At 70.4% G+C, this 23,877-nt stretch carries 18 protein-coding genes; 8 read left to right on the forward strand and 10 right to left on the reverse strand.

The window, feature by feature from the left end; genetic code table 11:
* The first annotated feature begins 43 nt into the window (after positions 1–43).
* Positions 44–1,417 (forward strand): DUF445 domain-containing protein, encoded by a 1,374-nt coding sequence (locus ACZ45Q_RS04140; RefSeq protein WP_468254578.1) that lies wholly within the window; start codon positions 44–46, stop codon positions 1,415–1,417.
* A 164-nt stretch (positions 1,418–1,581) separates the two neighbouring features.
* Positions 1,582–3,090, forward strand: a complete 1,509-nt coding sequence (locus tag ACZ45Q_RS04145) for an MFS transporter (RefSeq protein WP_468254579.1) — start codon at positions 1,582–1,584, stop codon at positions 3,088–3,090.
* A 32-nt stretch (positions 3,091–3,122) separates the two neighbouring features.
* Here the strand turns inward: ACZ45Q_RS04145 and ACZ45Q_RS04150 are convergent, their stop codons facing one another.
* Positions 3,123–3,425 (reverse strand): hypothetical protein, encoded by a 303-nt coding sequence (locus tag ACZ45Q_RS04150; protein WP_468254582.1) that lies wholly within the window; start codon positions 3,423–3,425, stop codon positions 3,123–3,125.
* Between the two features lie 252 nt (positions 3,426–3,677).
* Here ACZ45Q_RS04150 and ACZ45Q_RS04155 point away from each other — a divergent pair, with 252 nt between their 5' ends.
* From ACZ45Q_RS04155 to ACZ45Q_RS04170, 4 genes are all read left to right on the forward strand, one after another.
* Positions 3,678–4,103 (forward strand): Hsp20/alpha crystallin family protein, encoded by a 426-nt coding sequence (locus ACZ45Q_RS04155; protein WP_468254585.1) that lies wholly within the window; start codon positions 3,678–3,680, stop codon positions 4,101–4,103.
* 110 nt (positions 4,104–4,213) lie between these two features.
* The gene (locus tag ACZ45Q_RS04160; protein WP_468254588.1) at positions 4,214–4,738 is read left to right on the forward strand and encodes a DUF2267 domain-containing protein; all 525 of its coding nucleotides are present in this window, start codon (positions 4,214–4,216) and stop codon (positions 4,736–4,738) included.
* Positions 4,739–5,002: 264 nt separating this feature from the next.
* Positions 5,003–5,875, forward strand: a complete 873-nt coding sequence (locus ACZ45Q_RS04165; protein ID WP_468254591.1) for an alpha/beta fold hydrolase — start codon at positions 5,003–5,005, stop codon at positions 5,873–5,875.
* A 137-nt stretch (positions 5,876–6,012) separates the two neighbouring features.
* The gene (locus ACZ45Q_RS04170; RefSeq protein ID WP_468254592.1) at positions 6,013–6,486 is read left to right on the forward strand and encodes a carboxymuconolactone decarboxylase family protein; all 474 of its coding nucleotides are present in this window, start codon (positions 6,013–6,015) and stop codon (positions 6,484–6,486) included.
* Positions 6,487–6,555: 69 nt separating this feature from the next.
* Here ACZ45Q_RS04170 and ACZ45Q_RS04175 read toward each other — a convergent pair whose 3' ends face one another.
* Genes ACZ45Q_RS04175 through ACZ45Q_RS04190 form a run of 4 tightly spaced genes read right to left on the reverse strand, consistent with a single transcriptional unit; the run spans position 6,556 to position 8,237 of the window.
* Positions 6,556–6,840 (reverse strand): hypothetical protein, encoded by a 285-nt coding sequence (locus ACZ45Q_RS04175; protein ID WP_468254595.1) that lies wholly within the window; start codon positions 6,838–6,840, stop codon positions 6,556–6,558.
* The gene (locus tag ACZ45Q_RS04180; protein ID WP_468254597.1) at positions 6,837–7,139 is read right to left on the reverse strand and encodes a DUF6247 family protein; all 303 of its coding nucleotides are present in this window, start codon (positions 7,137–7,139) and stop codon (positions 6,837–6,839) included. Before ACZ45Q_RS04180 ends, ACZ45Q_RS04175 begins: the two co-directional genes overlap by 4 nt.
* Positions 7,140–7,176: 37 nt before the next feature.
* Positions 7,177–7,392 (reverse strand): DUF397 domain-containing protein, encoded by a 216-nt coding sequence (locus tag ACZ45Q_RS04185; protein WP_468254600.1) that lies wholly within the window; start codon positions 7,390–7,392, stop codon positions 7,177–7,179.
* Positions 7,389–8,237 carry a helix-turn-helix domain-containing protein gene (locus ACZ45Q_RS04190; RefSeq protein WP_468254602.1) on the reverse strand — a complete coding sequence of 283 codons (849 nt, stop codon included), beginning with the start codon at positions 8,235–8,237 and terminating at the stop codon, positions 7,389–7,391. Before ACZ45Q_RS04190 ends, ACZ45Q_RS04185 begins: the two co-directional genes overlap by 4 nt.
* A 234-nt stretch (positions 8,238–8,471) precedes the next feature.
* On the opposite strand from ACZ45Q_RS04190, the gene ACZ45Q_RS04195 reads away from it, so the two are divergent.
* Positions 8,472–9,086 carry an ATP-binding protein gene (locus ACZ45Q_RS04195; protein WP_468255310.1) on the forward strand — a complete coding sequence of 205 codons (615 nt, stop codon included), beginning with the start codon at positions 8,472–8,474 and terminating at the stop codon, positions 9,084–9,086.
* Positions 9,087–9,103: 17 nt separating this feature from the next.
* On the opposite strand, the gene drmB is transcribed toward ACZ45Q_RS04195, so the two are convergent.
* From drmB to ACZ45Q_RS04220, 5 genes are all read right to left on the reverse strand, one after another.
* Positions 9,104–10,969 carry a DrmB family protein gene (gene drmB / locus ACZ45Q_RS04200; RefSeq protein ID WP_468254604.1) on the reverse strand — a complete coding sequence of 622 codons (1,866 nt, stop codon included), beginning with the start codon at positions 10,967–10,969 and terminating at the stop codon, positions 9,104–9,106.
* On the reverse strand, positions 10,966–14,205 hold the full coding sequence (locus ACZ45Q_RS04205) for a helicase-related protein (protein WP_468254607.1): 3,240 nt from the start codon (positions 14,203–14,205) through the stop codon (positions 10,966–10,968). Before ACZ45Q_RS04205 ends, drmB begins: the two co-directional genes overlap by 4 nt.
* A complete protein-coding gene (locus ACZ45Q_RS04210) occupies positions 14,202–16,106 on the reverse strand; it encodes a UvrD-helicase domain-containing protein (RefSeq protein WP_468254609.1) in 1,905 nt (634 codons plus the stop codon). The genes ACZ45Q_RS04205 and ACZ45Q_RS04210 overlap by 4 nt, the downstream gene beginning before the upstream one ends.
* Entirely contained in the window at positions 16,103–20,872 is a 4,770-nt protein-coding gene (locus tag ACZ45Q_RS04215; protein ID WP_468254611.1) for a sacsin N-terminal ATP-binding-like domain-containing protein, read from the reverse strand. Before ACZ45Q_RS04215 ends, ACZ45Q_RS04210 begins: the two co-directional genes overlap by 4 nt.
* A gap of 159 nt (positions 20,873–21,031) precedes the next feature.
* Positions 21,032–21,238 (reverse strand): hypothetical protein, encoded by a 207-nt coding sequence (locus ACZ45Q_RS04220; RefSeq protein WP_468254614.1) that lies wholly within the window; start codon positions 21,236–21,238, stop codon positions 21,032–21,034.
* 494 nt (positions 21,239–21,732) lie between these two features.
* On the opposite strand from ACZ45Q_RS04220, the gene ACZ45Q_RS04225 reads away from it, so the two are divergent.
* Positions 21,733–23,877: a helix-turn-helix transcriptional regulator gene (locus tag ACZ45Q_RS04225; RefSeq protein WP_468254616.1), complete on the forward strand. Its 2,145-nt coding sequence runs from the start codon at positions 21,733–21,735 to the stop codon at positions 23,875–23,877.

A 23,877-nucleotide genomic window follows, 5' to 3' on the forward strand; every position in this document is an offset into this window, starting at 1 on the left:
AGGAAGGGACAATGTGTGAGGGATCACCGAACGGGTGGAGCGGATGAAACGGACTGAACCGGATAAGCCGGGCGGCGTGAGCGGTGCGGTCGGCATGGACGGCGCCGCCGCCGGGCAGGGCGCGGTCCGCCCCGGCGGCGCCACGAACCGCGCGATGACGACGTTCAGTCCGGCGGACGAGGAGAAGCGGCGCGGCGTGCGCCGGATGAAGCTCACCGCCACCGGACTGCTGCTCTTCGTCGCACTGGTGTACGTCCTCGCCGAGTGGGCCTCCCACGCGGGCGCCGGCGCCTGGGCGGGGTACGTCGCGGCCGCCGCCGAGGCCGGCATGGTGGGCGCGCTCGCCGACTGGTTCGCGGTCACCGCCCTCTTCCGCCACCCCCTCGGCATCCCCATCCCGCACACCGCGATCATCCCGAAGAAGAAGGACCAGCTCGGTGTCTCGCTGGGCGAGTTCGTCGGCGAGAACTTCCTCTCCGAGGACGTCGTCCGCCAGCGGCTGCGCGCCGTCGGCATAGGCAGCCGGCTCGGCGCCTGGCTGGCCGTCCCCGAGCACGCCGACCGGGTCACCGCCGAGCTGTCCGCCGCCCTGCGCGGCGCCCTGACCGTCCTGCGGGACTCCGACGTCCAGGCCGTGGTCGGCGAGGCGATCACCCGCCGGGCGGACGCGGCGGAGATCGCGCCCGGCGTCGGCAAGATGCTGGAGAAGGTCGTCGCCGACGGCGGGCACAAACGCGCCGTCGACCTGGTCGTCAGCCGCGCCCACGACTGGCTGGTGCTGCACCAGGACTCCGTGATGGACGCCGTGCAGGGCGGGGCGCCGGGCTGGACCCCGAGGTTCGTGGACCGCAAGGTCGGCGAGCGGGTCTACAAGGAGCTGCTGCGCTTCGTCACCGAGATGCGGGACATGCCCGCCCACCCGGCGCGCGGCGCCCTCGACCGGTTCCTCACCGACTTCGCCTCCGACCTCCAGTCCGACACCGACACCCGTGCCCGGGTCGAGCGGCTGAAGGGCGAGGTGCTGGGCCGGGGCGAGGTCCAGGACCTGATCGCCTCCGCCTGGACCGCCGTACGCACGATGATCGTCTCGGCGGCGGAGGACGAGCGCAGCGAACTGCGGCTGCGTGTGCGGGCCTCACTGCTGTCGCTGGGGCAGCGCATGGCCTCCGACCCCAAGGTGCAGGGCAAGGTCGACACCTGGGTCGAGGGGGCGGCGGTGTACGTCGTCACGACCTACCGGCGCGAGATCACCTCCCTGATCACCGACACGGTGGCGAGCTGGGACGCCGAGCACACCACGAAGAAGATCGAGGCCAACATCGGCCGCGACCTCCAGTTCATCCGCATCAACGGCACGGTGGTCGGCTCGCTCGCCGGGCTGCTGATCTACACGGTGTCGCGGGTGCTGGGGGCGTAGGGGCCCCTCAGGGCCCGCTCTCTTGGCCCGCTCAGGGCCGGCTCAGGGCCGCTCTCCGGGCCCTCCTCCCGGGCGAGGGCCGCTCTCCGGGCCCTCCTCCCGGGCGAGCGTGATCATCCGGGTCCCGGGCACACGGGAGGCGTTCGCTCGACGGAGAGGGAGACATGACAGCGGATTCGTCGCCGGGCCCGGTGCCCGCCTCCACCGGAACCGTCACCACCGCCGTGCCCGCCCGACTGGACCGGCTGCCCTGGTCACGATGGCACTGGATGATCGTCATCGGTCTGGGCACCGTCTGGATCCTGGACGGCCTCGAAGTCACCATCGTCGGCAACGTGGCCGGCCGCATCGCCGAGGAAGGCAGCGGCCTGGACATCACCTCGGCCCAGATCACCGGTGTCGCCGCCGCCCTGTACGTGGCGGGCGCCTGCTCCGGGGCGCTGTTCTTCGGCTGGCTGACCGACCGCTACGGCCGCAAGAAGCTGTTCATCACCACGCTCGCCGTCTATCTGGCGGCGACCGCGCTGACGGCACTCTCCTTCGACTCCTGGTGGTTCTTCCTCTTCCGGTTCCTCACCGGCTTCGGCATCGGCGGCGAGTACGCGGCCATCAACTCCGCGATCGACGAGCTGATCCCGTCCTACTACCGGGGCCGGGTCGACCTGATCATCAACGGCAGCTACTGGCTCGGTGCGATCGGCGGCGCCCTGCTGTCCATCGTGATGCTGGACACCGACATCTTCCCCAAGGACCTCGGCTGGCGGCTCAGCTTCGCCATGGGCGTCGTCCTCGGTCTGGTCATCCTCCTGGTGCGCAGGCACGTACCGGAGAGCCCACGGTGGCAGTTCATCCACGGCCACGGTGAGAAGGCGGAGGCGCTCGTGGCGGGCGTCGAGAAGGAGATCGAGCGGGAGAAGGGCGAGCCGCTGCCGCCGCCGGCCGGCGAGATCACCATCCACCAGCGCAAGAGCATCGGCTTCGGCCTGATCGCCCGGACCGTCTTCGGCCGGTACCCGCGCCGCGCGGTCCTCGGCCTCGCCCTCTTCATCGGCCAGGCGTTCCTCTACAACGCCATCACCTTCGGCTTCGGCGCCATCCTCATCACCTTCTTCGACGTGCCGACCGGCAGCACCGGCTACTACTTCGCCGTCATCGCGGCCGGCAACTTCCTGGGCCCGCTGCTGCTCGGCAAGCTCTTCGACACGGTGGGCCGGCGGATCATGATCTCCGGCACGTATCTGCTCTCCGGCCTGCTGCTGTTCGGCACTGCGTGGCTCTTCGACCGCGGCTCGCTGACGGCGACGACCCTGACGGCGTGCTGGTGCGTGGTGCTCTTCTTCGCCTCGGCGGGCGCGTCCAGCGCGTACCTGACGGTCTCCGAGGTCTTCCCGATGGAGACCCGCGCGATGGCCATCGCCTTCTTCTACGCCATCGGCACCGCCGCCGGCGGCATCAGCGGGCCGCTGCTGTTCGCCCAGCTGACGGAGTCGGGCGTGGTCGCCGACACGGTGCTCGCCTTCCAGATCGGCGCCGGGCTGATGTGTGCGGCGGGCCTGGTCGCGGCCTTCCTCGCGGTCAAGGCGGAGCGACGCTCCCTGGAGGACATCGCCCGCCCCCTGTCGGCGGCGGAGGCCACGGCGGCGGTGGGGGGCGGTGTCGGTCGGCGGAGGTGAGCGCCGAGGGCGGAACCGGAGCCGGGGCCGCTTCAGCCCTGCCGGTCGGCGACCGCCCAGGACGCCAGGGCGACGGCGCCCGCGACGCCGAACACGGCGGGCCAGGCACCGACCTTCTTGGCCAGCGGATGGGACCCGGCGAAGGCGGCGACGTACGCGGCGGTCAGCGCACCCGCGGCCGGCCCGCCGGCCCGCTGGCGCCACTGCTGCGCGGCGGCGGCTCCGGCGACGGCCAGGACGGCCCCGCCGAGCGGCCGCTTCTTCGTCCAGCGGGCCACGCCGTACCCGCCGACGAGCCCGCCCGCGGCCACCGCCGCGCTGGGAATCCTGGCCATCTCTGCCTCCTGATGTCCGCCTGGTCCGCGTGATGTCCCTGTTCGGCACGAGACTAATCGGCTCCGGCGGACAGTCCCGACGAGCCATCCCAGACCCCCTCGCAGAGCCCCTCCCAGAGCCCCCTCCCGACCTCTGACCAGCCACTCAATCCGCCTTGAGTCAGAGCTTGTCAAGTTTCCTCCCCGGAGTTATATAAGAAGAGGCAATCAGGGCATCGCACAGCAGCACCTGTACGAGAGGAGTGAACTGTGATGCTCATGCGCACCGACCCGTTCCGCGAATTCGACCGCCTCGCGCAGCAGGTCTTCGGGAACGCGGCGGCCCGCCCGGCGGCCATGCCGATGGACGCCTACCGGGCCGGGGAGGACTTCATCGTCCACTTCGACCTCCCCGGCATCGACCCCGAGACCATCGAACTCGACGTCGAACGCAACGTCCTCAACGTCCGTGCCGAGCGCAGGTCCCCCGCCCCCGAGGGCGCCGAGACCCTCGTCGCCGAACGGCCCACCGGCACCTTCACCCGCCAGCTGTTCCTCGGCGACACCCTCGACACGGAGCGCATCGACGCCTCGTACGACGCCGGCGTCCTCACGCTGCGCATCCCGGTCGCCGAGCAGGCCAAGCCGCGCCGCATCCAGGTCTCCGGCGGCAGCGACCGCAAGCAGCTCGGCGGCTGACGGCCCGCCGCATCACGACGCGCGTCCCGCAGGCCCGGCACCCGCCTGCGGGGCGCGGTCCCGTCTGTCCGTCCCCATCAGCCCGCGACAACCGGAGAAGGAGCCCGCAGATGACCGCGCCGACGATGCCGAACCCGACGATGCCGAACCCGACGACGCCCAAGCCGGTGACGCCGGACCCGACGGTGCCGGGCCGGACCACGCCGGACCCGGTGGCGCCGCCGCAGGGCGCGCGCCCGGCGTGGAACGACCTGGTCGAGCAGGTACGGGAGGCCGGCCAGTACCCGACCCGGGCCGAGGCGCAGCGCGTCACCCGTATCGTCCTGTCCGCCCTCGGCGGGCACGTCGTCGGCGACGAACGCGTCGCCCTGGCCCGCGCCCTGCCCGAGGAGGCGGCACGAGTGATCGCCGAGCAGATACCGGCCACCCGTCCGCTGACCGCCCCGGAGTTCGTCGACTCGGTCGCCGCCCGCATCGAGGGCGCCACCTCCGCCACGGCCCGCTGGGACGTCAGCTCGGTGCTCAGCGTCCTGCCGCCCCTGGTCGGCGACGACCTGGTGACCCGCGTCCTCGACCAGCTCCCGCCCGGCTACGCCCTGCTGTTCGGCCGCGCCGACCTCAGCGCGGCGGCGTAACGCGCCGCCGCCCGCGCCGCCGCCACCCGTGCCGTTGCCGCCCGGAGGGGGCCGGCCCGCACCGCGCCGGCCCCCGGCTGCTCCCCCGTACGGGCGACAGTTCCCCCAGCGGGTGCGAAGCGGGGTGGGGACTGCCGAAGAATCCTGACGGGCGTACCCCACGCACCGCGGACCCCGGTCGCCTCCGGCGACGGCGGCACACACGGGAAGCGGTCATGCGCCGGGGGCCCGCGGACACCGCACGGCGCGTACGAGGGAGAGACGATGACCGAATCCGACACGGAGCGGAAGGCGCGCGCCGGGTCGGCGCTCGTGGACGGCGCCCGCGTGGCCTACTGGGAGTCCGGCCCCGCCGACGGCGAGCCGGTCCTGCTCCTGCACGGCTACCCCGCCAACCACCACTGCTGGCGCCACCAGGCCCCGGCGCTCGCCCGCGCCGGACACCGCGTCATCGCCCCCGACCTCCTCGGCTGGGGCCGCTCCGACCGCCCCTTCCACCTCCCCTTCGACTACGACACCGAGGTCGCCCGCATCGGTGCGCTCCTGGACGCGCTGGGCATCGAGGCCGTGAACCTCGTCGGCCACGACTACGGCGGCTTCCTCTCCCTCGGCTTCACCCAGTCCCACCCCGGGCGCGTGCGCCGGCTGGCGGTGCTCAACAGCCGGGCGCAGTCCACGTTCGTGCCCCGCTGGTACGCCGCCTTCGGCCTGATCTCCCTGGCCGGCCGCGCCCCCGCGCTGCGCCCGCTGCTCGTCCGTCTGCCCCTGGCGCAGATCCACCGCAGGTCCCTCGCGCCCCTGGTCCGCGCCGGCCACCTGGACGAGGACGGGCTGAGCGCCTACGTCGACTGGATGCGCACCCGGGAGGGCCGCCGCTGGCTCGCCCACTACTTCGGCGACTACCGGGTGACCGTCCGCCCCGAACTGCGCCGCCGCCTCGGCGACATCGCCTGCCCGACCGCGATCGTCTGGGGCACCGAGGACACCTACCTGCGGCCCGGGATCGCCACCGAACTCGCCGAGCGCGTCCCGCGCGCCGAGCTGACCCTGCTGGAGGGCGCCGGGCACTGGGTGATGGACGAGCGCCCGGCCGAGGTGACGCGCGCACTGGAGCAACTCCTCCTCCGCACACCGTGAGTGACGCGGCTCACACCCCCATCATTGCGCCGGCCTGTCACACCACGCCCGCCCGATCCGTCGTATCGGCGTAAGGCCATACACCGGACGACGCACCGGACGACAGCGAACGCACCACGCAGCCGGAGGAGACAACGATGGAAGCCCGCCTCAACCTGTTCGAGAGCACCGTCGCGATGAAGGTCGTGCAGCACCTCGGGGCCACCAACAAGGCCCTGGCCGGCTCGGGCCTGCCGATGAGCACCCAGGAACTGGTGAAAATCCGCGCCAGCCAGATCAACGGCTGCGGCTTCTGCACCGACATGCACACCAAGGACGCGGCGAAGGCTGGGGAGACCGCCCTGCGTCTCAACCTGATCGCCGCCTGGCGCGAGGCCACGGTCTTCACCGACGCCGAGCGCGCCGCCCTGGAACTCACCGAACAGGGCACCCGCATCGCCGATGCCGCCGGGGGCATCACCGACGAGGCGTGGGAGAACGCCGCCAAGCACTACGACGAGGAACAGCTCGCCGCGCTGACCTCCCTGATCGCCCTGATCAACGCCTACAACCGCCTGAACGTCATCGTCCGCCAGCCGGCGGGCAGCTACGAGCCGGGAATGTTCGGCTGACGATCCCGACCCACCCGCCCCGGACAACGGGGCGGGCGGGAACGGTACTCGGGCGTCCGGAACGCCCCGCTACTCGGGAACGCCGTCGTCCGGGGTCACCGCGGTGATCGCCACCGTCGGCGGTGGTGGGGACGGCGTGTACACATAGGCCACGGCGAGGCCCGGCACCTCGCCCGCGGGCTCGATCCGCGTCTTGCGTACCTCGATACCGTCGGGGCGTGGAGGCCCGAGCAGCACTCCCAGCCGAGGAACCAGCTCCAGCTCCTGGCGCAGCGCCTCCAGAGCCTGTTCCGCGCCGAGTGCCTTCGCCCGCTCGGCCGCCCGTACCGTCACGGCGGCGACGACTTCGCTCACGTGCCCCGAGCCTCCTGCTTCAGCCGCGCGGCGAGGTCGATGCCTTCCTGTACGGCGATGTCGAAGTCGGGGTCCTGGTACAGACGGATCCGCCCCCGGTAGTCGACGATCACCGAGGCCACGGCCGTCAGATCCGTTTCCGACGACCCCTCCAACGCCCGCTGAAGATCGGCTTCGAACGACTCCCGGTCGCCGGGGAACCCGTGCCCGGAGCGGAGAGCGGCTCTTATGTCGCCGATCGTCCTCAAGGGCAACGGTTCGGACGCGACTGCCTCCGCATGCGATGCGCTCATGATCATCCGTTCGTCGGTTCCCTCTCTGCCCACCTGCAGTGTGCTACAGAGCCGGTCGCTCCTGCCGTATCGCCCGCACGAAGGCGTACCAAGCCGGGGCGCTCACGCTCGCGACGAGCTGAGCCCCGACCTTCGTGTCGCGCAGTCGTATTCGGTCGCCGGTACGGAGGCACTCCAAGCACTCGCCACCCGCGCCGTTGCTGTAGGAGGAACGGATCCAGGAGCTCTGTCCACCGGTGTCTTCCGGGCGCGCGGTCACTGTGCGTACTCCTTCACGATGGTCTTGACGAACTCGACCGTTCGACGCGGGCTCAGCGCTGCGGCCCTCAACGCGTCGAAGGCCCGCGTGTACTCGCGGACGTGCGGCTCCCCTTCGAGGTACATGGCATCGGTGATGCCGTCCCGATACACCACGTCGGGGTCTTCCGGATCTGGGAAGCCCAGCATGGTGAAGGCTCCGGTGGTCGGGCCCGCGCCGGCGTCGAAGGGGAGCACCTGCAGGGTCACCCGTGGCTGTTCCACCACGGCCAGCACGTGCTCCAGCTGGGTGCGCATCAGCTCCCGGTCGCCGATGATCTGACGCACGGCTCCTTCGCTCACGACGAACCAGCAGTCCGGCGCTCCCGAGCCCTGGATGAGGGACTGACGCTGCAGCCGTACCTGTACGGCACGTTCGATGTCGTCCGGGGGCATGTACGAGCCGCACTTGTGCAGTTCGCGTGCGTACGCCTCGGTCTGCACCAGGCCCGGCAGGACTTCGCACTGGTACTGACGCACCGACGACGCGTCCTGTTCCAGGCCGATGTAGATGGAGAACCACTCGGGAACTCCCGAGCCGTGCACCTGCCACCAACCTCGCGTCTTCGCCTGGCGGGCGAGTGTCTTGAGGAATTCACGCAGGTCGTCGTCGGTGTCGTAGAACCGGCACAGGGCGTCGATGTCGGACGGCTGCACGCGCCCGCTTCCTGTCTCCATCCGGTTGACCTTGGAGCCGCTCCAGTCGAGGGCGGCCCCGACCTGTGCGCAGGTCAGCCCGTTCTTCTCCCGTAGCTTCCTCAGTTCGATGGAAAGGCGGCGGCGCCGTGCCGTCGGTGATCCGGCCATCGGAACCCCCTTCATGTCGGACGACCCAAGTCTTCCGGCGCACGGATGTCCACACCAGTCACCCGATGGTGGGATTCTCTCCGTGCACATTGCAGCACGGGATTCTCGCCGGCCATGCTGCTGCGCAAGACCGACGCGGGGCGCCTCACAGGTCCTGAGCCGGTGCGTGCGAGAGCGGTGGAGGTGGCGGCAGTGATCCCAGGAACGTGTACGGTGCGCGTGCCATGGGTCGTGATGTTCACGGCCCTGGAAGAGGAGGTCGCGCTTCTGCGGCACGGCGTGGCGGCACATCTACGAGCGTGTGGGCTACGGCAGTTGGTGGACGAGGCTCAGCTGTGTGTGACCGAGCTGGTGGCCAATGTCGTGCGCCACGTCGGCGCGGGAACGCCTACGACCCTGGTGGTCCTGGTGGACGAGGACTTGTTGCGCATCGAGGTCCACGACCCCGACTCCCGGGCGCTGCCCACGCTCGTCGCGGCGGACGCGGAGTCGGAGGAGGGCCGCGGTATGGCGCTCGTCGCTGCGGTCGCCGAACGGTGGGGTGTCCAGCTTCTCGCTGACCGCAAGGTGACCTGGTGCGAGCTGGTGACCGCGTCACCGGCGACGGGAGGTCGCGACGGCGGCCTGCGGGACACCCGCACCGAGGCGGTGCTCGGCGTCTACGGCGCCGTGGGTCGCATGGGTGGCTCGTACGTCGGCAGGGTGGGTACCGCGGAGGCGGAGGAGGCGGCGATCCTCGCCATCACCGACCTCCTCCACTGGCTCGGCGCGCGCGGTCGCGACGCGGACGACGTCCTGGACCGCGCCCTGATGCGGTTCGAGTCCCGGGTGTCCGAGGCCTGCCCGTGACCCGGAGACAGCTCGTGTCAGACAAGCACCGGGCCGAAGAATCCCAGACCGGGGTCGTCCGGCGTACCGACCAGCAGCGCACGGTCCAACAGGATGTTGTTGTGCTCGCAGCTCGTCTCCGGGAGCATCACGCACGCGTGACAGGCGGCGAGATTGGTCCCGGTCGAGCCTGCCGCCTCGGCCTCCATGCAGAGCGGGTCGGAGGAGCACCACTGGGCGCGACGCAGCGCCGACCGCACCGTGCGGTCGAGCACGTCCGGTTCGCCTTGGGCGACGAGGCCGCCCAGGCTGCCCGCCGAGTCGGTGGTGGCCGTGTAGACGAGCACCCCGGCCATGTCGTCCGCGGCGTACAGACGCTCGCGGAGAGAGGCGGCCGGGTAGCCCGCCTCCAGGCTCCACTCGTTGACGAGGGCGTGGGCCAAGGTGTGCAACAGCACCATGCGTGGTGTCGCCGGGGACAGCACGGCCTGGTTCGGATCAGCGGCCCGCTGCTCGAGCACCCGCTGGTGAGCGGTACGCATGCGCTCCACCCGGGCCGCCACCGCCGGCGCCTTCTCCCAGGCGTCCAGTCGGCTCTGGTCCAGGCGCAGGAAGACGCCCTCGCCCTGGACCACCATGGCCGGCAGCCAGTGCAGCGGCTTCTGGGAGAGCGGCATCTCCTTCGGCTCGGTCGTCGACTCCGCGTCGACGAGGCGGGTGAACGCCTTCAGGGCACGCACCTCGCGGAGCTTCTTGACCAACATCGGACCGCTGATCCCGAGTGGCTGGAGCACGCTCGGATCACCGAGCGGTTTCTCGCAGACGAACCGTTCGTCACGGGAGTGCTCGCTCTCGTCGTTGCCGGAGCACAGGCGCTCGTACTCCTTGTTGCGCAGGGCGCGATAGCGATGGTCGAAGGCGGGGGCCGTCTCGCCGTCCGGGTCCTCCTCGCGTTCCGCGTCGAGCAGGGCCATGACCTCCTGCAGGGAGAGGGGCCACTCGTCGCCGAAAACGGCATCGAGATAGCCCTCGATGCGCGCGGGATCGTCGTACGTCCTCAGCTTCTCCCAGTGACCCGCGAGCGGATCCGCACGGCTGTTGCTCCACGGGGGGATGGAGAGCGCCGACTTCAGCACCGGCTGCCACACCGACGAGGAACCACGCTGCAGGGTGCGCAGGGGGAGTCCGCACCCCGCAGGGTCCGTGGCGGAGAGCCCGAGCCACGGGCGGGCGCCCCGGCAGGTGAGACCGAGGTCCTTCAGCGCGTGCCGGCGGAAGGAGCCCTCCATCGAAACGTCGGGCACCTGACCGCAGGTGCAGGACAGGACGATGGAGCGGAGCGAGGCGGTGCGTCCGGTCGTGCGCATCCTCAGCCTGCCCCCGCACCTCGCGGGCCTCGTGGAGCCCCGGTCGGGGGAGCGGTGCACCCACTGCCAGTAGGGGAACTCGTCGAGGTGCCCGGCCTCACAGGCGATGACGAAACGGGAGGGTACGAGATCCACCTCGCACCTGCCGCAGACGCTACGACCGGCCGGTGGGGAGAAGTCGCGGTGCGACTGCAGTTCGTTGCACTCGGGACACGAGTGCATCAACGGAAAGCGGCGGACCCGAAGACCGTCCTTGCTGGTGTCCTCGGACGCAGGCGGCAGCCGGAAGTAGTGGACGCCGAGCAGCCGGGCCAGCCGCCGCTCATGGACGACGGGCGACTCGTCCTCGCTCCAGCTCCGGTCGGCCTCGTCCAGACCTGAGACGACGAAGGACTCGTGGTCGACGGCGATGAGCGATCCGACGCCGTACGTGGTGATGGCCTGGGCGCGGCGGACGGTACCGCGGCGGGGGAAGTTGTGGGCCGGGGCGCCGCCGTTCGCCGAGGTCCGACGGCGGCGGGCGGGGGGCGGGGTCATCGGGTTCCCTCCATGAACAGGGCAGACTCGGCGTCGACGTCGCGCAGGCTCCACAGAGTGGACCATGCCTCGCGGTCCGCGGACTCGTCGTCGTACGCCTTCAGGAGCGAAGGAGCACGGCTGCCCCGCTTCGGCTCGAAGAGCAGCTCACCGTGGATGTCGGCTTCACGGCACCACCATCCGACGAACTCGTCGAATCCCTGCGCCACGGCCTCGATCTCCGAAGGCGTGACCGCGCGGACGCGGTCCAGCAGCAGGGACCTGATGTGGCCCCGCAGAACGCGCTCGTAGGACTCGACCTGACCGGCGCCCTCGTTCGGGCGGGCGGCGGGGATCAGGATGCGTGCGAGTGCGACGATCACCGCGTGCAGTCCACGTTCACGCGAGCGGGCGGAGAACGGAGTCACGGAGGTCGACTCGACCTCTCGGTAGAGGGCCGAGTGGTAGTGCTGGAAGTTCTCGTAGTGCGAACGGTCCCGGGCCCGCGCCGCGTTGAGCATGACCGCCACCAGGCCGGGGTGGGCGCGACCGACGCGGCTCGTGGCCTGGATGTACTCGGCGGTCGTCTGCGGTTGGCCCATCACGGCCATGAGCCCGAGCCGGTCCACGTCCACACCCACCGCGATCATGTTGGTGGCGAGCAGGACGTCCACGGTGTCCTCGTCGGGGAGCTTCTTCTCGATGCCCTTGAGACGTGCGGGGATCTCGCTGGCGTCGATCCGGCTGGTCAGCTCCGAGTAGTTGGCCACCGACCGCGCCGCCACGCCCTCGCGTTCGGCGAGTGTCTCCAGGTAGGCGATCACGTCGTCGTGGACCTGGAGTTCGGCCGCGGAGAGCAGCCGAAGGCTGTTGAAGTAGCCGACGAGGCTCCAGTAGGCGTCGCGCACCTTGTCGTCGGTCTCCGCGTGCATGGCCCGATGCAGCAGCGTGGCGTAGGTGCGGATCAACAACGTCGACTGACTGGTGCCAGGTGCCAGCAGGCCGACGTAGCGCCTGCTGGCCTTCTCCTCGGGCGGCGTCTCCACCGCGAACCACGAGTCGCGCGAGTCCAGGCCGGCGGGCGGGAACTGCCGCACCTGACGAGCGAAGAGGTGGCGGCCCTGGTCGGCGGCCCGGCGGATGGTCGCCGTGGAGGCGATCACCTTGGGGCGGTCGGCCAACGCGTCCACCGCCGTCTCGTAGAGGCCGGTGAGGGTGCCCAGCGGGCCGGAGATCAGGTGGAGTTCGTCCTGGACGATCAGCTCGGGGGGAGGAGTGGCGTCGCTCGGATCGTCGAGGTTGAAGAGCGCGGAGGTCGCCGGACGCCACGGCATGGAGGCGAACTTGTCGACGGTGGCGATCACCAGCGTCGGGCGCGCGTCGTACACCGCCTCGTCGATGAGGTGGACGGGAAGGCCGCCGGAGAAGTCGCAGTCCGTGCCGGGGCAGCGGATGTGCATCCGCCGGGCGACGTCGTCGACCTCGTAGTCCCGGGCGTCGAGTCGGGTTCCGCACCAGGGGCAGGCGTGGAGCTGGACGGGGTTCTCGATGGCCAGACGCTTGTCCGGGTTGCCGCGCAGCTCCTCGAGCCTGGCAGCGGCCTCTGCCAGCGTGTTGGGCGTGGCCGAGCGCCCCACCCACATGCCCACGGAGAACGGCTCGTCGCCCAGCTCGGGTGTGCGGCGCCGCATGTGCTCCATCGCGCAGAGCAGGATCGCCGCACGTTCGAACTGCTGAAGGGTGAGCAGCCGGAGCGTGTAGCGCATGAGGACGGTGACCCCGCCGCCGTTCGGGCCGTTGCGGATCCGGCGCAGGAAGGAGGTCAGGGCGATCAACCCGAGGTACGCCTCCGTCTTGCCACCGCCGGTGGGGAACCACAAAAGGTCGGAGATCTTCCGGTCGTCGTGCTCGGGGTCGTCGATGCCGGCGAGGCAGAGCAGCATGAAGGCGATCTGGAACGGGCGCCAGCGGCCGGTGGACGGGTCGCAGTCGCCGACCTTTCCGCCCTTCACCCAGGCACTACGCGCACGTTGGTCGGCCATGGCACGATTGGCGAGTCGGAACGCCCGCATCAGCTCGGGCTTGGTCCGCAGCAGCCCGATGCCCTCGCGGACTCGGCCGAGCGCCTCGTGGCAGGCCTCGACCTGGTCCCGAGCGGGCTTTTCGTGCGGGGTGCCGCTCAGAGCGTCTGCTTCGGCCGCCTTGCGGGCGATCCAGTCCTCGTACCCCCTGGCCAGCGTCTCCAGGGTGGCCAGGACCTCGGTGTCGGGCTTCTCGGCCAGTCCCAGCATCGACAGCGACGAGCTGTCGATCTCCGGGTTGGAGTCGGTCAGCAGCACCTCGACGGTGGGCACGAACTCGCTGCGGACCTCGGGGACGGCGGCCGGGCGGGTGTCGGTCATCCCGATCGGCGACGGGACCCAGTCCCAGACAGCGGCGCAGCCGTGCCCGACGGCGAAGGTCGGGGCGTGGCGGTGCAGCAGCCGACCGGTGGCGATCTCCGGGTCATGCGCGGCGGCCGGTGCGGGGCGCTCCACGAACGCGCTGGAGCCGTCGGCCGCGCGCACCGTCAGTCCGCACTGGAACAGGGCGAAGGCGTCCTGGAGGTCCCGCTCACCGACTCTCTGTTGATTGACCAGCGTGACCGTGACCGTGACCGACCCGGTCGTCGGATCGGGACGTCGGACCACGAACCGCAGACGGGCCCTGTCGTCGAGGTCCGTCCAGCCGTCGGCGACAGGGGTGGTGACGTCGATCGGGACGTCGGGGAGATCGAGTTCCCTGCGCCGCCACCGTTCGCGCTGTTCGGCGACGGTCCGGGCCTCGGCGCGGCGGGCCGGGACCGGGGTGCCGTCCTCGTCCGTGGGCTCGTAGACCGCCACACGCGCCGACACCACGATCGTGTCGCACTCGGGGGCGACCGCGAAGGTCAGGCCCATGGACGACGGCCGCTTGTCGCCCGAGACGCCGGTCTCCTGCGCGGCGCCTGACTCCTCGGTGTCCTCCCGGGCGAGTACGGGCGTCGCGTCCAGACCGTCCTGCTCGGCGGCGTTCTCGGCCCTCCGCTCCCGCGAAGCACGCGGATACAGCACGCCGGTCACATAACGGTCGATCGGCGCGTCCTGCGCGAGGACCTCGGCCCGGTCCTCCGGTGCGGCGTCCTCGTCGGGACCGAAAAGTTCACGGCGGAGACCCACGAGGAGTTCCTCGTCCCGCACCCGGTAGTGCTCGGAGTGTCGACCTGCCACGTGTGTCATGCGCCCTGCTCCCCTTCGCCGTCGGTCCGTCGGAACATGCCGATGCCGGTGATCCGGGGCGCGATCCACACACCCCGGTCGCCGAGGCCTGCGTTGGCGCCGGCGGCGATGCTGCCCGTCACCGTCTCCAAGGTGTCGATCCGCAGGCCGTGGATCTCGTCGGGCCACCACGGATCCCACGTCCGGTTCACCTTCTGCACTCGGAACAGCTCCTGTCGGAACCGCTCCGAGGCCTCGCCTATCTCCCGTCCCCGGTGCAGTAGGGCGTAGGGAGGGCTCTGGGCCTCCCCCGCGGGCAGATCGTGACGCTTGCGCAGCAGCACCTCCTGGCCGGGACCGACCTCTTGCAGGAGATACTTCTGGGTCGCCACGGCGTCGGTCGCGTGACCGGGCGGGTCGTCCCGGCTGACGTCACCGGCCTCGGCCACGACGCCGTATCTGTCGTACGAGCGCCACCCGCCGACGTAACGCCGACCGTTCTTGCGGTTTCCCGCCCTCTTGATGATCGGAAGCTCGGGGGAGTGGAGGTGGTAGAGGTCGTGCCGGGCGCGGGTCATCGCCACGTACAGGGCACGGACCTCCGCGGGGAGGTCCGCCTCGGTGCCGTACTGTTTGTGGAGTTCGGCGACGGTCGGCGGAGTCAGGACGATCACCCGATCGAACTCCAGCCCCTTGGCCCGGTGCACGGTGGAGACGACGATCCGCTCGGTCTCCGGGTCGGCCGCCTCGTCGGGGAACCGGCCCTCGGCGACCAGACGACGCAGCCGGTCCAGCTCGAGCGCGGTGCGCCCGGGCGAGCGGGTGGCGCGTCGCAGCACCGTCCACAGGGCGCCCGCGTTCGGTTCGTGGGGCAGCGGGACCTGCTCCAGTAGGGAACGGAACCGGTCCTCGGTCAGGCCGGTCGCCTCCGTACGGCGCAGCAGCTCGGCCACCCAGTACGGCACCGGTCGCTCCTCGAGGGGACGGCGCAGCCGGTGCCCGATGCCGTGCTCGTGGAGCAGCCGGGAGACCACCAGGGCCTGCCGGTTGTCGCGGGTCAGGATGGCGCAGCTGTCGTCGAGGCCCCGCAACCCCTGCAGCGTGTACTCGTCGGTGAGGTCGCCCAGCGCGTTCGCCGGGTCCAGGAGCAGGTCGCGCAGTTCCTCGTAGAGTGTGGCGGCCTCGTCCGCGTCCGGGACCTGCTGGAGCCGGGGGCCGTACGACAGCGCGGTGCGTGCCTCCGGGGTGACGGCCCGGAAGTTCTCGGTGAGGTGCAGCTCCACCAGGTCGTCGGGGTAGGAGCGGCGCAGCCACTCGAAGAAGCGGCCGGTCTCGTCGTGGCGTTCGGCCGGGTCCTCGATCTGGAAGCCGTACACGGACTGGGCGGCGTCACCGACCACAGTGAAGCCGCAGCTGTCCTGGTAGCGGTCGAGCAGGGCCTCCACCAGCTCCCGGCGGTCGCCCAGCAGGTCCTGCACCTCGTCGATCACCACATGGGACGGCGGGGCCGAGTCGCCGTACTCCAGCGCGCCTTGCTCGACGGCTTCCGCCGCGGTCCTGATCCGCTCGTCGAACGAGGTCGTGGCCCAGTCCCGGTCCGGGTACGCCTGGAGGAGCACCGCGTAGGCCCAGGCGTCGAAGGTCTGGGCGCGCACCCGGCGGGCCCGGTCCCCGTGCCGGGTGATGCGTTCGCGCAGCTCGCGGGCGGCAGCGCGCGAGAACGTGAGCACGAGGATGTCGGCGGCGTCCAGCACCTCTTCCGGGTCCTCGTGACCGCACAGCGCGTCGAGTCGACGCACCAGGGTGTGCGTCTTTCCCGCACCGGCACCGGCGGTGACCAGGACCCGCGCGTCCCAGGGTTGCTCGACGACGGCCCGCTGCTCGGCGGTGAGCGGAGGGCTGTCGAGGTAGACGTCCGTCACGTACGGCTCCAGAGGTGCTCGAACTGGGTGAAGGCCAGCCGGGTGTCGAAGTTGGCGATGTTGTCGTCGACGTTGAGGATCAGACAGGTGTCCTTGCCGCCGTTCTTGGGGCCGCGCAGGCCGCGGCCGATCATCTGCTGGTACACGTTGGTGCTGTAGACCGGTCGTGCCACGACCACGACCCGTGTGGCAGGCGCGTCGAATCCCTGGGTGAGGACACCGTAGTTGGTGAGCACACGGATGCGGCCGTTCCTGAAGTTCTCGATCCGCGTCCGACGGTCCTGTGGACTGGTCGTCGAGTCCACGGCGGCGGACCGGACCCCTCGGTCGTTGAGCATGGCCGCCAGGTACTTGGCGTGGTCGACCGAGGTGGCGAAGAGCAGCGTCGGCCAGTCCGACGGCAGGGCGGCCACCGAATCGACGATGCGCAGGCTGCGGGCGTGGTCGTCGGCGAGCCGTTGTTCGGCGGCGCGGGACAGCATCGCCATGCGCTCGGCGTGCGTCTTCTCGTCCTGGTTCAGGACGATCCGACCGCCCTCCAGGGTGCGGTGTTCGACCTGGGCGAGCATGCCCCACTTCTGGAGGTCACGGTAGGGGTCGCCGGAGGGGAACACGCCTTCGTCGAGTCGCCGGTTGCCGAAGCGGGTGATCAGTCGGCGGGTCTCGTCCTCGTTGGTGTTGCGGAACGGGGTGGCGGTCAGACCGAGCAGATGTCGGCGCGTCTCGTACTGGGTCAGTCCCAACAGGCCGAGGATCTCCGTGTACCGCTTGGAGATGGCGGTGTGCGCCTCGTCCACGATCACCAGGGCGGGCTCGCGCAACCACGCGTACTGGTCGGTGCCCAGGCACCGGTCCAGTTTGGCGTCCGTGGCGACCACCAGGTGGGGATGGTCGACGACGTTGCCGACCTCGTTGCTGCTCCACAGGCGACTGATGGTCAGCGGCCGTTCGGCACCGACCTTGCTCCAGACGAACTTCCAGCTCTGCACCGCCTGCTCGCACAGTTCCTCGGTCTGTGCGATCCACAGCAAGGGGCCCTCGAGGTCGCCGACCCGTTTCACCCAGCGGATCACCGCTTCGGCGGTGACCCGGGTCTTGCCGGCGCCGGTGGGCAGGGACAGCATCCCGCGCTGCGGGGCGAGCCGGTCGAGCAGGGCGGAGACGTTCCGGACCAGGTCCTCCTGGTAGTCGTGCAGCCTCGGGAAGTCCCGTGGACCCTCGATCGTCTCGTAGGGAGGCGGTGAGGGAGTCCTGGAGCCGGCGAACGTGACCGGCAGGCGCAGGTCGGAGACGAAGGCGATGGCGGCCGACGAACCGCCGTACGCCACCGGAGCGCTGGGAAAGCGTGCTTGGATGTCTCGGGCGTGCTGCTGGAGAACCCCGTCGCCGTGCGCGTTGAAGGCCATCTGCGCGATGCGGCGTCCGGACGGCTCCACGCCGCCGGTCGCCTGCAGCTCGGCGTCCATCAGCCCCTCGGGGAGACCGGCCCTGAGCGCGTCCGCGCCGATCAGCAGTTCGAGCTTGGTCACGACGTCCTCGGCGTCGCGCACGGCCTCCTGCGCCGCCTTCAGTGCGCTGTCCCTGGCCATGCGGTCCTGGTGCTCCAACACCGCTCGGCAGCCGGCCGCGCCGAGACCGAGGCCGAGCTCGCGGTCGATCAGCCGCAGCATGGGCTCCGGCTCCACCGGCACGCGGATCTTGACCGTGCCGTCCTGGCGCACGGCGTCCAGGGGAGAGGCGTGCGTGCCCCTGGGCGTACGTGTGATCTCCTCCAACTCGGTGCACCGCTGCACGGTGCTGTGCCGGTTGCCGCTGTTCAGGCGCTGCCGTAGCGCGGGGAACAGCTCCACGAGGGGCACGGGATCGCCGTCGGGCACCTCGCGGGTCTCCCGACTGATCACGTCGGAGTAGCGGAGCATGCCCCACCTCTCGACCATCAGCTCGGCGTCCTCGGCGGTCGACACGAGCAGGGCGGGGAGCTGTTCGGCACGCAGGGTCCGGTACTCGGCGGTGCCGACGGCCAGGGTGATCTCGTCGTCGGGGCGGGTGCCCCAGGTGTCACCGATCCGGCAACGGGTCATCGAGTCCTCGGGGAAGTCCGCCCCCACCCGGGTCAGCATCACATAGGTCGACCCGACGAAGACGTCGTCCTCGCTGCGGGAGACCTTGTCCAGCAGCGTGTCCCAGTGGTCGGCGGGTACTTCCTGGATGGTGCCGGGCAGCCGCAGCTTGCGGGCCTTCTCGGAGGAGAGGTCGGCGACCGGCAGCACGTCCCGGTAGGCGCCGAGCTGGGGGCCGACGGCCTCCGTCAGCGGCTTGACGCCCTGGGAGGTGGCGACCCTTCCGTACTTCCGCACCATCCATCGGATCGGCGACATCACCGCCTGCCGGGTGTTCGTCTGTGCGCCGAACTGCCGTGTCCAGTTGTCCACCACGGCGTCGTCGGGCAGCGCCTTCAGGAAGGCGGCGCGTGATTCCTCCGACAGCTTGCGGAAGAGGTGCAGAGGGCCACCGATCGCGGCGCCCTCCACCTTCATGCGGTTCAGCTGGGGGCGGGGGGCCTGGCTGTCCAGCGTGCGCAAATAGGAAGCGTGGACGGCAGCTCGGTACTCCTCGAACCATGGCTCGTCCGCCTGCGGTTGCACGCCACCGGTGGGCCGGTCCCGCAGGCCGATCAGGGAGAAGAAGGGCGTGTCGTCGGAGTGGAACGTCATGTCGACGGCGACGCTCGGGTCGCGCCCGGAGTCGACCACGACGCCGGGCAGCATGCAGTCCCAGACCGGCCGGAAGTGCTTGTCGGCCGTCCGCACCCGGAGGGTCGTGCGCGGATCGGGCACCCGCTCCAGGACCTTGTGGGCCAGCCGACGCACGCCCGCCTGGCGGAACAGTTCCCAGAAGCGCTCCCAGTCCGACTCCCCGTAGTGGTCGAAGCCCTGGTCCAGGACGCTGTCGAAACGTCCCTCGGGGTCGGCCTCGTGGATGCCGAGAGTGTTGAACGCGTTCGCCAGCGACGGATCCTGGGCCAGCTCGTCGACGACGTACACCGTGGACTCCCGCAGTCCGTCCTGGTGCTCGGCCCGGCGGAACACCTTGCCGGGCACGGGAGCGACCAGCCCGTGCTCCTCGGTGAGCACGACGCGGGCCTTGCGGGCCTCGTCGGCGGAAGGGGATTCGCTCTCGATCATGTCGGCCAGGATGCGGACGGCAACCCCGGAGGCCTCGGCGGTTCCGCCCGCCACGAGGGCCTCCAGCCATTCGCGAACCCCGGCCCGCGTGTGTCCTGCGGCGCCGAGGATGTGCTCGACCTTGCCGGAGCGCAAGCCGTCGGCCTCCACGCTCGGGTGCAGCCAGTCCGAAGGCCGTCCCGGGCACTCGTGCCACATCCGCAGCCACCGCGTCAGCTGCTTCTGATCCTTCTTGTCCGGCTTCGGGTGGACGCGCAGTTGCCGCGGGAGGCGCAGGACGCCGTCCTGGTCGGGCAGTGAAGGACTCGTGGCGGCGCGGGCCCAGATCTCACGGGTCAGGAACTCGTCGGCCCAGCTGATCGACTCCTTGGTCCGCCCGGGCAGCAGCGGGAGATACGCGCCAGGGTCCTCGGCCGGTACCAGGGAGGGGAGGGAGTCGACGACCAGCTTCGCCGACATCCTGATCATCTCCTGGTTGAAGGGGGAGGAGTCGAGCAGGTTCTGTCGATCCTCGTTGGTCTTCCACGCCCCGTTGAGAATGCCGCTCAGCGACATCTCGTACTTGGTGGGGAAGAAGGACCAGAACGACCCGCGGCCGCGGGAGCGGGGGCTGATCCACAGGCCGCTCTCGGGGTCCCGCTCCAGCGCGGGGACGGCCCAGGACAGGTCGAGCAAGACCCGGTCGTGCAGCTCACCGGCGTCCGCGCGGGCCGCGGGGCCCGGCTCGTGTGTGGTGGTGAACACGCGCCACCGCTCCGAGGAGACGGCCTTACCGGTGCGCTCCTCGGTCACGGTGTGCAGGTCGCCGGAGTGCTGGGCGGTCAGGGTCCGGCGGGCCATGGGCCGGGGCCGGCGGTCCTCCAGCACGACCTTCGCGACGTGTGGGCTGAACAGCTGGAAGCCGACCGGGAACTCCTCGCGGGACTCGCCGCGATCCTTCGCGCGGCCGCCGTGCATGTCTCGGCCCAGTCGGTCGTCGGCCTTGGGAAGCAGGGGCAGGCGTACGACGGTGGTGGCCCAGGTCAGCAGCTCGTTCAGCGCGGGGTCGGCGGCGCGTTCGGCCTGCATGTCCAGCGGGCGGGCCATCCGCAGGACAGGAGCGTCGAACTCCGTGCCGTAGCGGGCCGTCACACCGGGCACGGCCTTGATCTGCTCGTACGACCACGCACGGTTGAACCCGAAACTCCCGGTGCGGCTGAAGAATTCCGGAGTGTCGGTCACCACGAGGACCGACTTGACGCCGACTCCGAAGCGCCCGATCTGTCCGCCACGCTTCTTCGACATACTCATGCGAAGAATGGTCTCCGCCCCTTCCGGGGTCACCGGATTGCCTTCGTTGGCGCAGTACAAGTGGGTTTCCGTGAGGACGACATGGATGCGCCCACCCGGTTCGTCCGCGATTTCGTCGGCTGCGTTCTGGACGAGTTCGAAAAGCTGGCGGTCGCCGTACCCGCCCTGGGTGATGCGGCGCTCGCCATTGGCGTGTTCGGCCACGAGGCCGGGATCCACGGCATACGTCTGCAGAACGCGGGCGGACTGTTCGAGAACGGTTTCGATCACCGCTGAGGACGAGGACGGCACGGTTGCTGCGCTCCCGGTGTCAAAGGTGGGTGAAAGTCTGGGTGACGGGCCGGCCCGCCGGCCGTGCACGGGCCGGCCCACGGTTCATCGCCCGCTGGTGTTCGGCGTTTCTCGCCGGTGGGTTGGGGAGGCGAGGCATGGGGAGGGAGGGGCTCGGCATCAGGCGTCAGAGGGTCTCTCGTCGGGCAACTCCTGAATCCACTTCGCCAGATCGGGGAAACCCGCGACGAAATCGTCCTCGGAAATGGCGTGTCGGTTCAGCACATCAGCCACTTCGGGCTTGCTCGTTGCCGACCGAATGTCCATTGTCAGCGCATTCTGCTCCCGCTGGGAGAGCAGTAACGGAAAACACCCGTCCTCGTTCAATGAGAATCCCGCCCCTGTCGAGTCTTGTACGTATTCGCGCAGGGGTGTGCAGTCGGGTCACGTCCCCCGTGAAGCGAAAAGGTTTGAGCTGTGGGAGTGGCTCCCGTCGATCACGGTAGCGGGTGGTTCCTCCGGCTCGCCAGCCGTTCACGAAAAACGTTTTCGCGCCGGAGTGTTGACCGCTTTCGGGCACACTCCACCCCCGGTCGCCCGGCCTCCGAATTATTCGGTTCGCGGACGAGCTGGCTTTTCCAGCATGGCGAAGGTAGCGGTGTCGGGCGGAATGAGCAACCCAACTCCGCCCGGCGTGAACGGAGTTCATCGCTCCGCGCCGCGAAGGTGACCCAGGGATGCCCAAAACGGACGAACGTGATCATCTGGATCGGCGTGACGGGCTTGCTGGGGCAGCGTCTTCGGTTAACCGTTGGTTGACGCGATGGCGATCGTCAAATTAGCCTCCTTCCTACGTTCGTCCCGAGAAGAGCAGGTGGCGCGTGGAGACAGGTGAGGAGTTCGGGCCGTGGCTGGCCCGGCAGCTCAAGCTCGCGGGGAAGACGCAGGCCGAACTGGCCAAGGAACTCGGGTTGACCCGGGCCGCCGTCTCCGCTTGGGTCGCCGGACGGTCGACCCCGCGCCCGACCGTGATGACGGACATCGCCAAGGCGCTGGGCACGGACGTCGGCACGGTGCACACCCGCACCACCGACACTCAGGCCGGCCTCCCGATCACCTGGTACCACCGCCCCGGTTATCCCGACGGTGGCCGTGACCTGGGCAATGCCGCGGCCTTCGCCTTCGACGCGGATGTCCAGGTCCTCGCCCGAGAGACGTGTCAGAACAGCCTCGACGAGCGGCTGACGGAGAACGGACGCCCGGTCCGCGTCCGCTACACCCTGCACGAGCTGACCGGGGAGCACTTGGACGCCTTCCGCGAGGCGATCCTCTGGAACGACCTCTTCCCGCACTACTCCGCCGTCTCGGAGGTCGCCGGCAACCAGAAGGTCGGCAGGGTCGTCGACGCCGGTGTGCGCGACATGTACGAGAAGGGCCGCCTGCTCCTGCTGCGGGTCGACGACTACAACGCTTCCGGGCTCACCGGCGACGACTACGCGGACGGCAAGTTCGCCGCCGTCGTCCGGCGCCAGCTCGAGAGCCTGAAGTCCGGTCCCGCCGCAGGAGGCTCCTACGGACTGGGCAAGGCGACGCTGTGGGCGACCAGTGCCCTCGGCCTCGTGCTCATCAACTCCACCCTGTCCGTGCCGCACGAGGGTCGTACCGAGCGACGGGTGATCGGCCGGCTCGAACTGCCCTGGCGGGAGGTCGACGGGCGTCCCTGGGCGGGCCCCGCCTGGTTCGGACGCCCCGACCCCGATTCACCGGGCGCCGAGGTCGCCCGTTCCTGGTGGGCGGACGAGGAGACCGTGGCCCGCCTGCATCTGACCCGGGACAGTGACGAACCCGGTACGTCCTTCCTCGTCGTGGGTGCGCACGACGTGGCCAGTCTCGAAGGGGAGATGCTCGACCACGACGGGAGCCCCCGCGACGAAGAGGGGCCGGAGGACACCCGCGACATCGGCAGGATGCACAGCCGGCTGGTCGAGGCGCTGGGCCGTGACTTCTGGGCCGCCATGATCGGTGGCGGCGGCCGACTTCCGCTGCTGGAGGTCTCGGTCCGGGCTCTGCGCAACGGCGAGGAGGTGATCCCGGACACGAAGGTGGATCCGTCCGTCGAGCAGCCCTCCCGAACCCGCGCCCTGCGGGCCCACTACGAAGGCACGACGGTGGACCGCCTCACCGAGGCCGGTCAGGTGGCTTCCAGAAACGTTCCGCTGAAGCTGCCGCTGTCCGGGGGCGCCCGCGGCACGCTCGGTACCCATCAGGCGGTCCTGCTGGTCACCGAGGCCGCCAACGACAAGGACACACCGACGAACCAGCTGCACTCGCTGCGCGGCAACCGTATGACGGTCAAGAAGGCCACGGTGCCGAACCTTCCGCTCGGCACCAACCCGTTCCAGGCCGTCCTCCTCGTCGGCGAGGCTGCCGGCGAGTCGGCCCCCTTCGCGAAGGAGGCCGAGGAGTTCCTGCGTGCCGCGGAACCGCCCGAGCACGACCGCTGGGGGCAGACGGAGGAGCTGTCCCTGCGCTGGTCGCCTTCGGCCCACCGGCGGATCAAGAGCCTGACTTCCGAAGCCAACAGCGCGGTCAGGGAACTCGTCGCCCGCCCGAAGCGCGGCAGGCACGAGGGCGGTGAGGCGCTGCGCAAGGCGCTGACCGTCAGGAGCCGACCCAAGGCGAAGGTGCCCTCCGGGCCGGTCGTCCCGGTGCTGAACGGGCTGGATGCGACGGTCGGTGACCGAGGGGAGTGGCTGATCACCGCGGAGGTGACCATCCCGCGCGGCGACGAGATCGTCCAGATGGTGCCGGTCGCCCAGCTGGATGTCCGCTCCGGCGGACGCCCGCGACTCGACTGGGCGGAACTCGTGGCCGTCGAGGGCTGCGAAGTGGAGGACGGTGTGCTGCGCTTCCCGCCCGGCACCCGCCGAGCGAGGTTCCGAGGAGCCACCGACGTCTCCAGTCATCCGGTGCGGACCACACTCACCCGCCTCGTCGTCGAGCTGCACGCCGGCAAGGGGGCGTGA

The organism is Streptomyces sp. NPDC031049 (assembly GCF_055571015.1).

What these genes read in the sequence shown, in the direction of transcription:
- ACZ45Q_RS04140 (WP_468254578.1), top strand. Translation starts at nt 44, where the DNA reads ATGAAACGGACTGAACCGGATAAGCCGGGCGGCGTGAGCGGTGCGGTC.
- ACZ45Q_RS04145 (WP_468254579.1), top strand. Translation starts at nt 1,582, where the DNA reads ATGACAGCGGATTCGTCGCCGGGCCCGGTGCCCGCCTCCACCGGAACC.
- ACZ45Q_RS04150 (WP_468254582.1), bottom strand. Translation starts at nt 3,425, where the DNA reads ATGGCCAGGATTCCCAGCGCGGCGGTGGCCGCGGGCGGGCTCGTCGGC.
- ACZ45Q_RS04155 (WP_468254585.1), top strand. Translation starts at nt 3,678, where the DNA reads ATGCTCATGCGCACCGACCCGTTCCGCGAATTCGACCGCCTCGCGCAG.
- ACZ45Q_RS04160 (WP_468254588.1), top strand. Translation starts at nt 4,214, where the DNA reads ATGACCGCGCCGACGATGCCGAACCCGACGATGCCGAACCCGACGACG.
- ACZ45Q_RS04165 (WP_468254591.1), top strand. Translation starts at nt 5,003, where the DNA reads ATGACCGAATCCGACACGGAGCGGAAGGCGCGCGCCGGGTCGGCGCTC.
- ACZ45Q_RS04170 (WP_468254592.1), top strand. Translation starts at nt 6,013, where the DNA reads ATGGAAGCCCGCCTCAACCTGTTCGAGAGCACCGTCGCGATGAAGGTC.
- ACZ45Q_RS04180 (WP_468254597.1), bottom strand. Translation starts at nt 7,139, where the DNA reads ATGATCATGAGCGCATCGCATGCGGAGGCAGTCGCGTCCGAACCGTTG.
- ACZ45Q_RS04190 (WP_468254602.1), bottom strand. Translation starts at nt 8,237, where the DNA reads ATGGCCGGATCACCGACGGCACGGCGCCGCCGCCTTTCCATCGAACTG.
- ACZ45Q_RS04195 (WP_468255310.1), top strand. Translation starts at nt 8,472, where the DNA reads ATGTTCACGGCCCTGGAAGAGGAGGTCGCGCTTCTGCGGCACGGCGTG.
- drmB (WP_468254604.1), bottom strand. Translation starts at nt 10,969, where the DNA reads ATGACCCCGCCCCCCGCCCGCCGCCGTCGGACCTCGGCGAACGGCGGC.
- ACZ45Q_RS04205 (WP_468254607.1), bottom strand. Translation starts at nt 14,205, where the DNA reads ATGACACACGTGGCAGGTCGACACTCCGAGCACTACCGGGTGCGGGAC.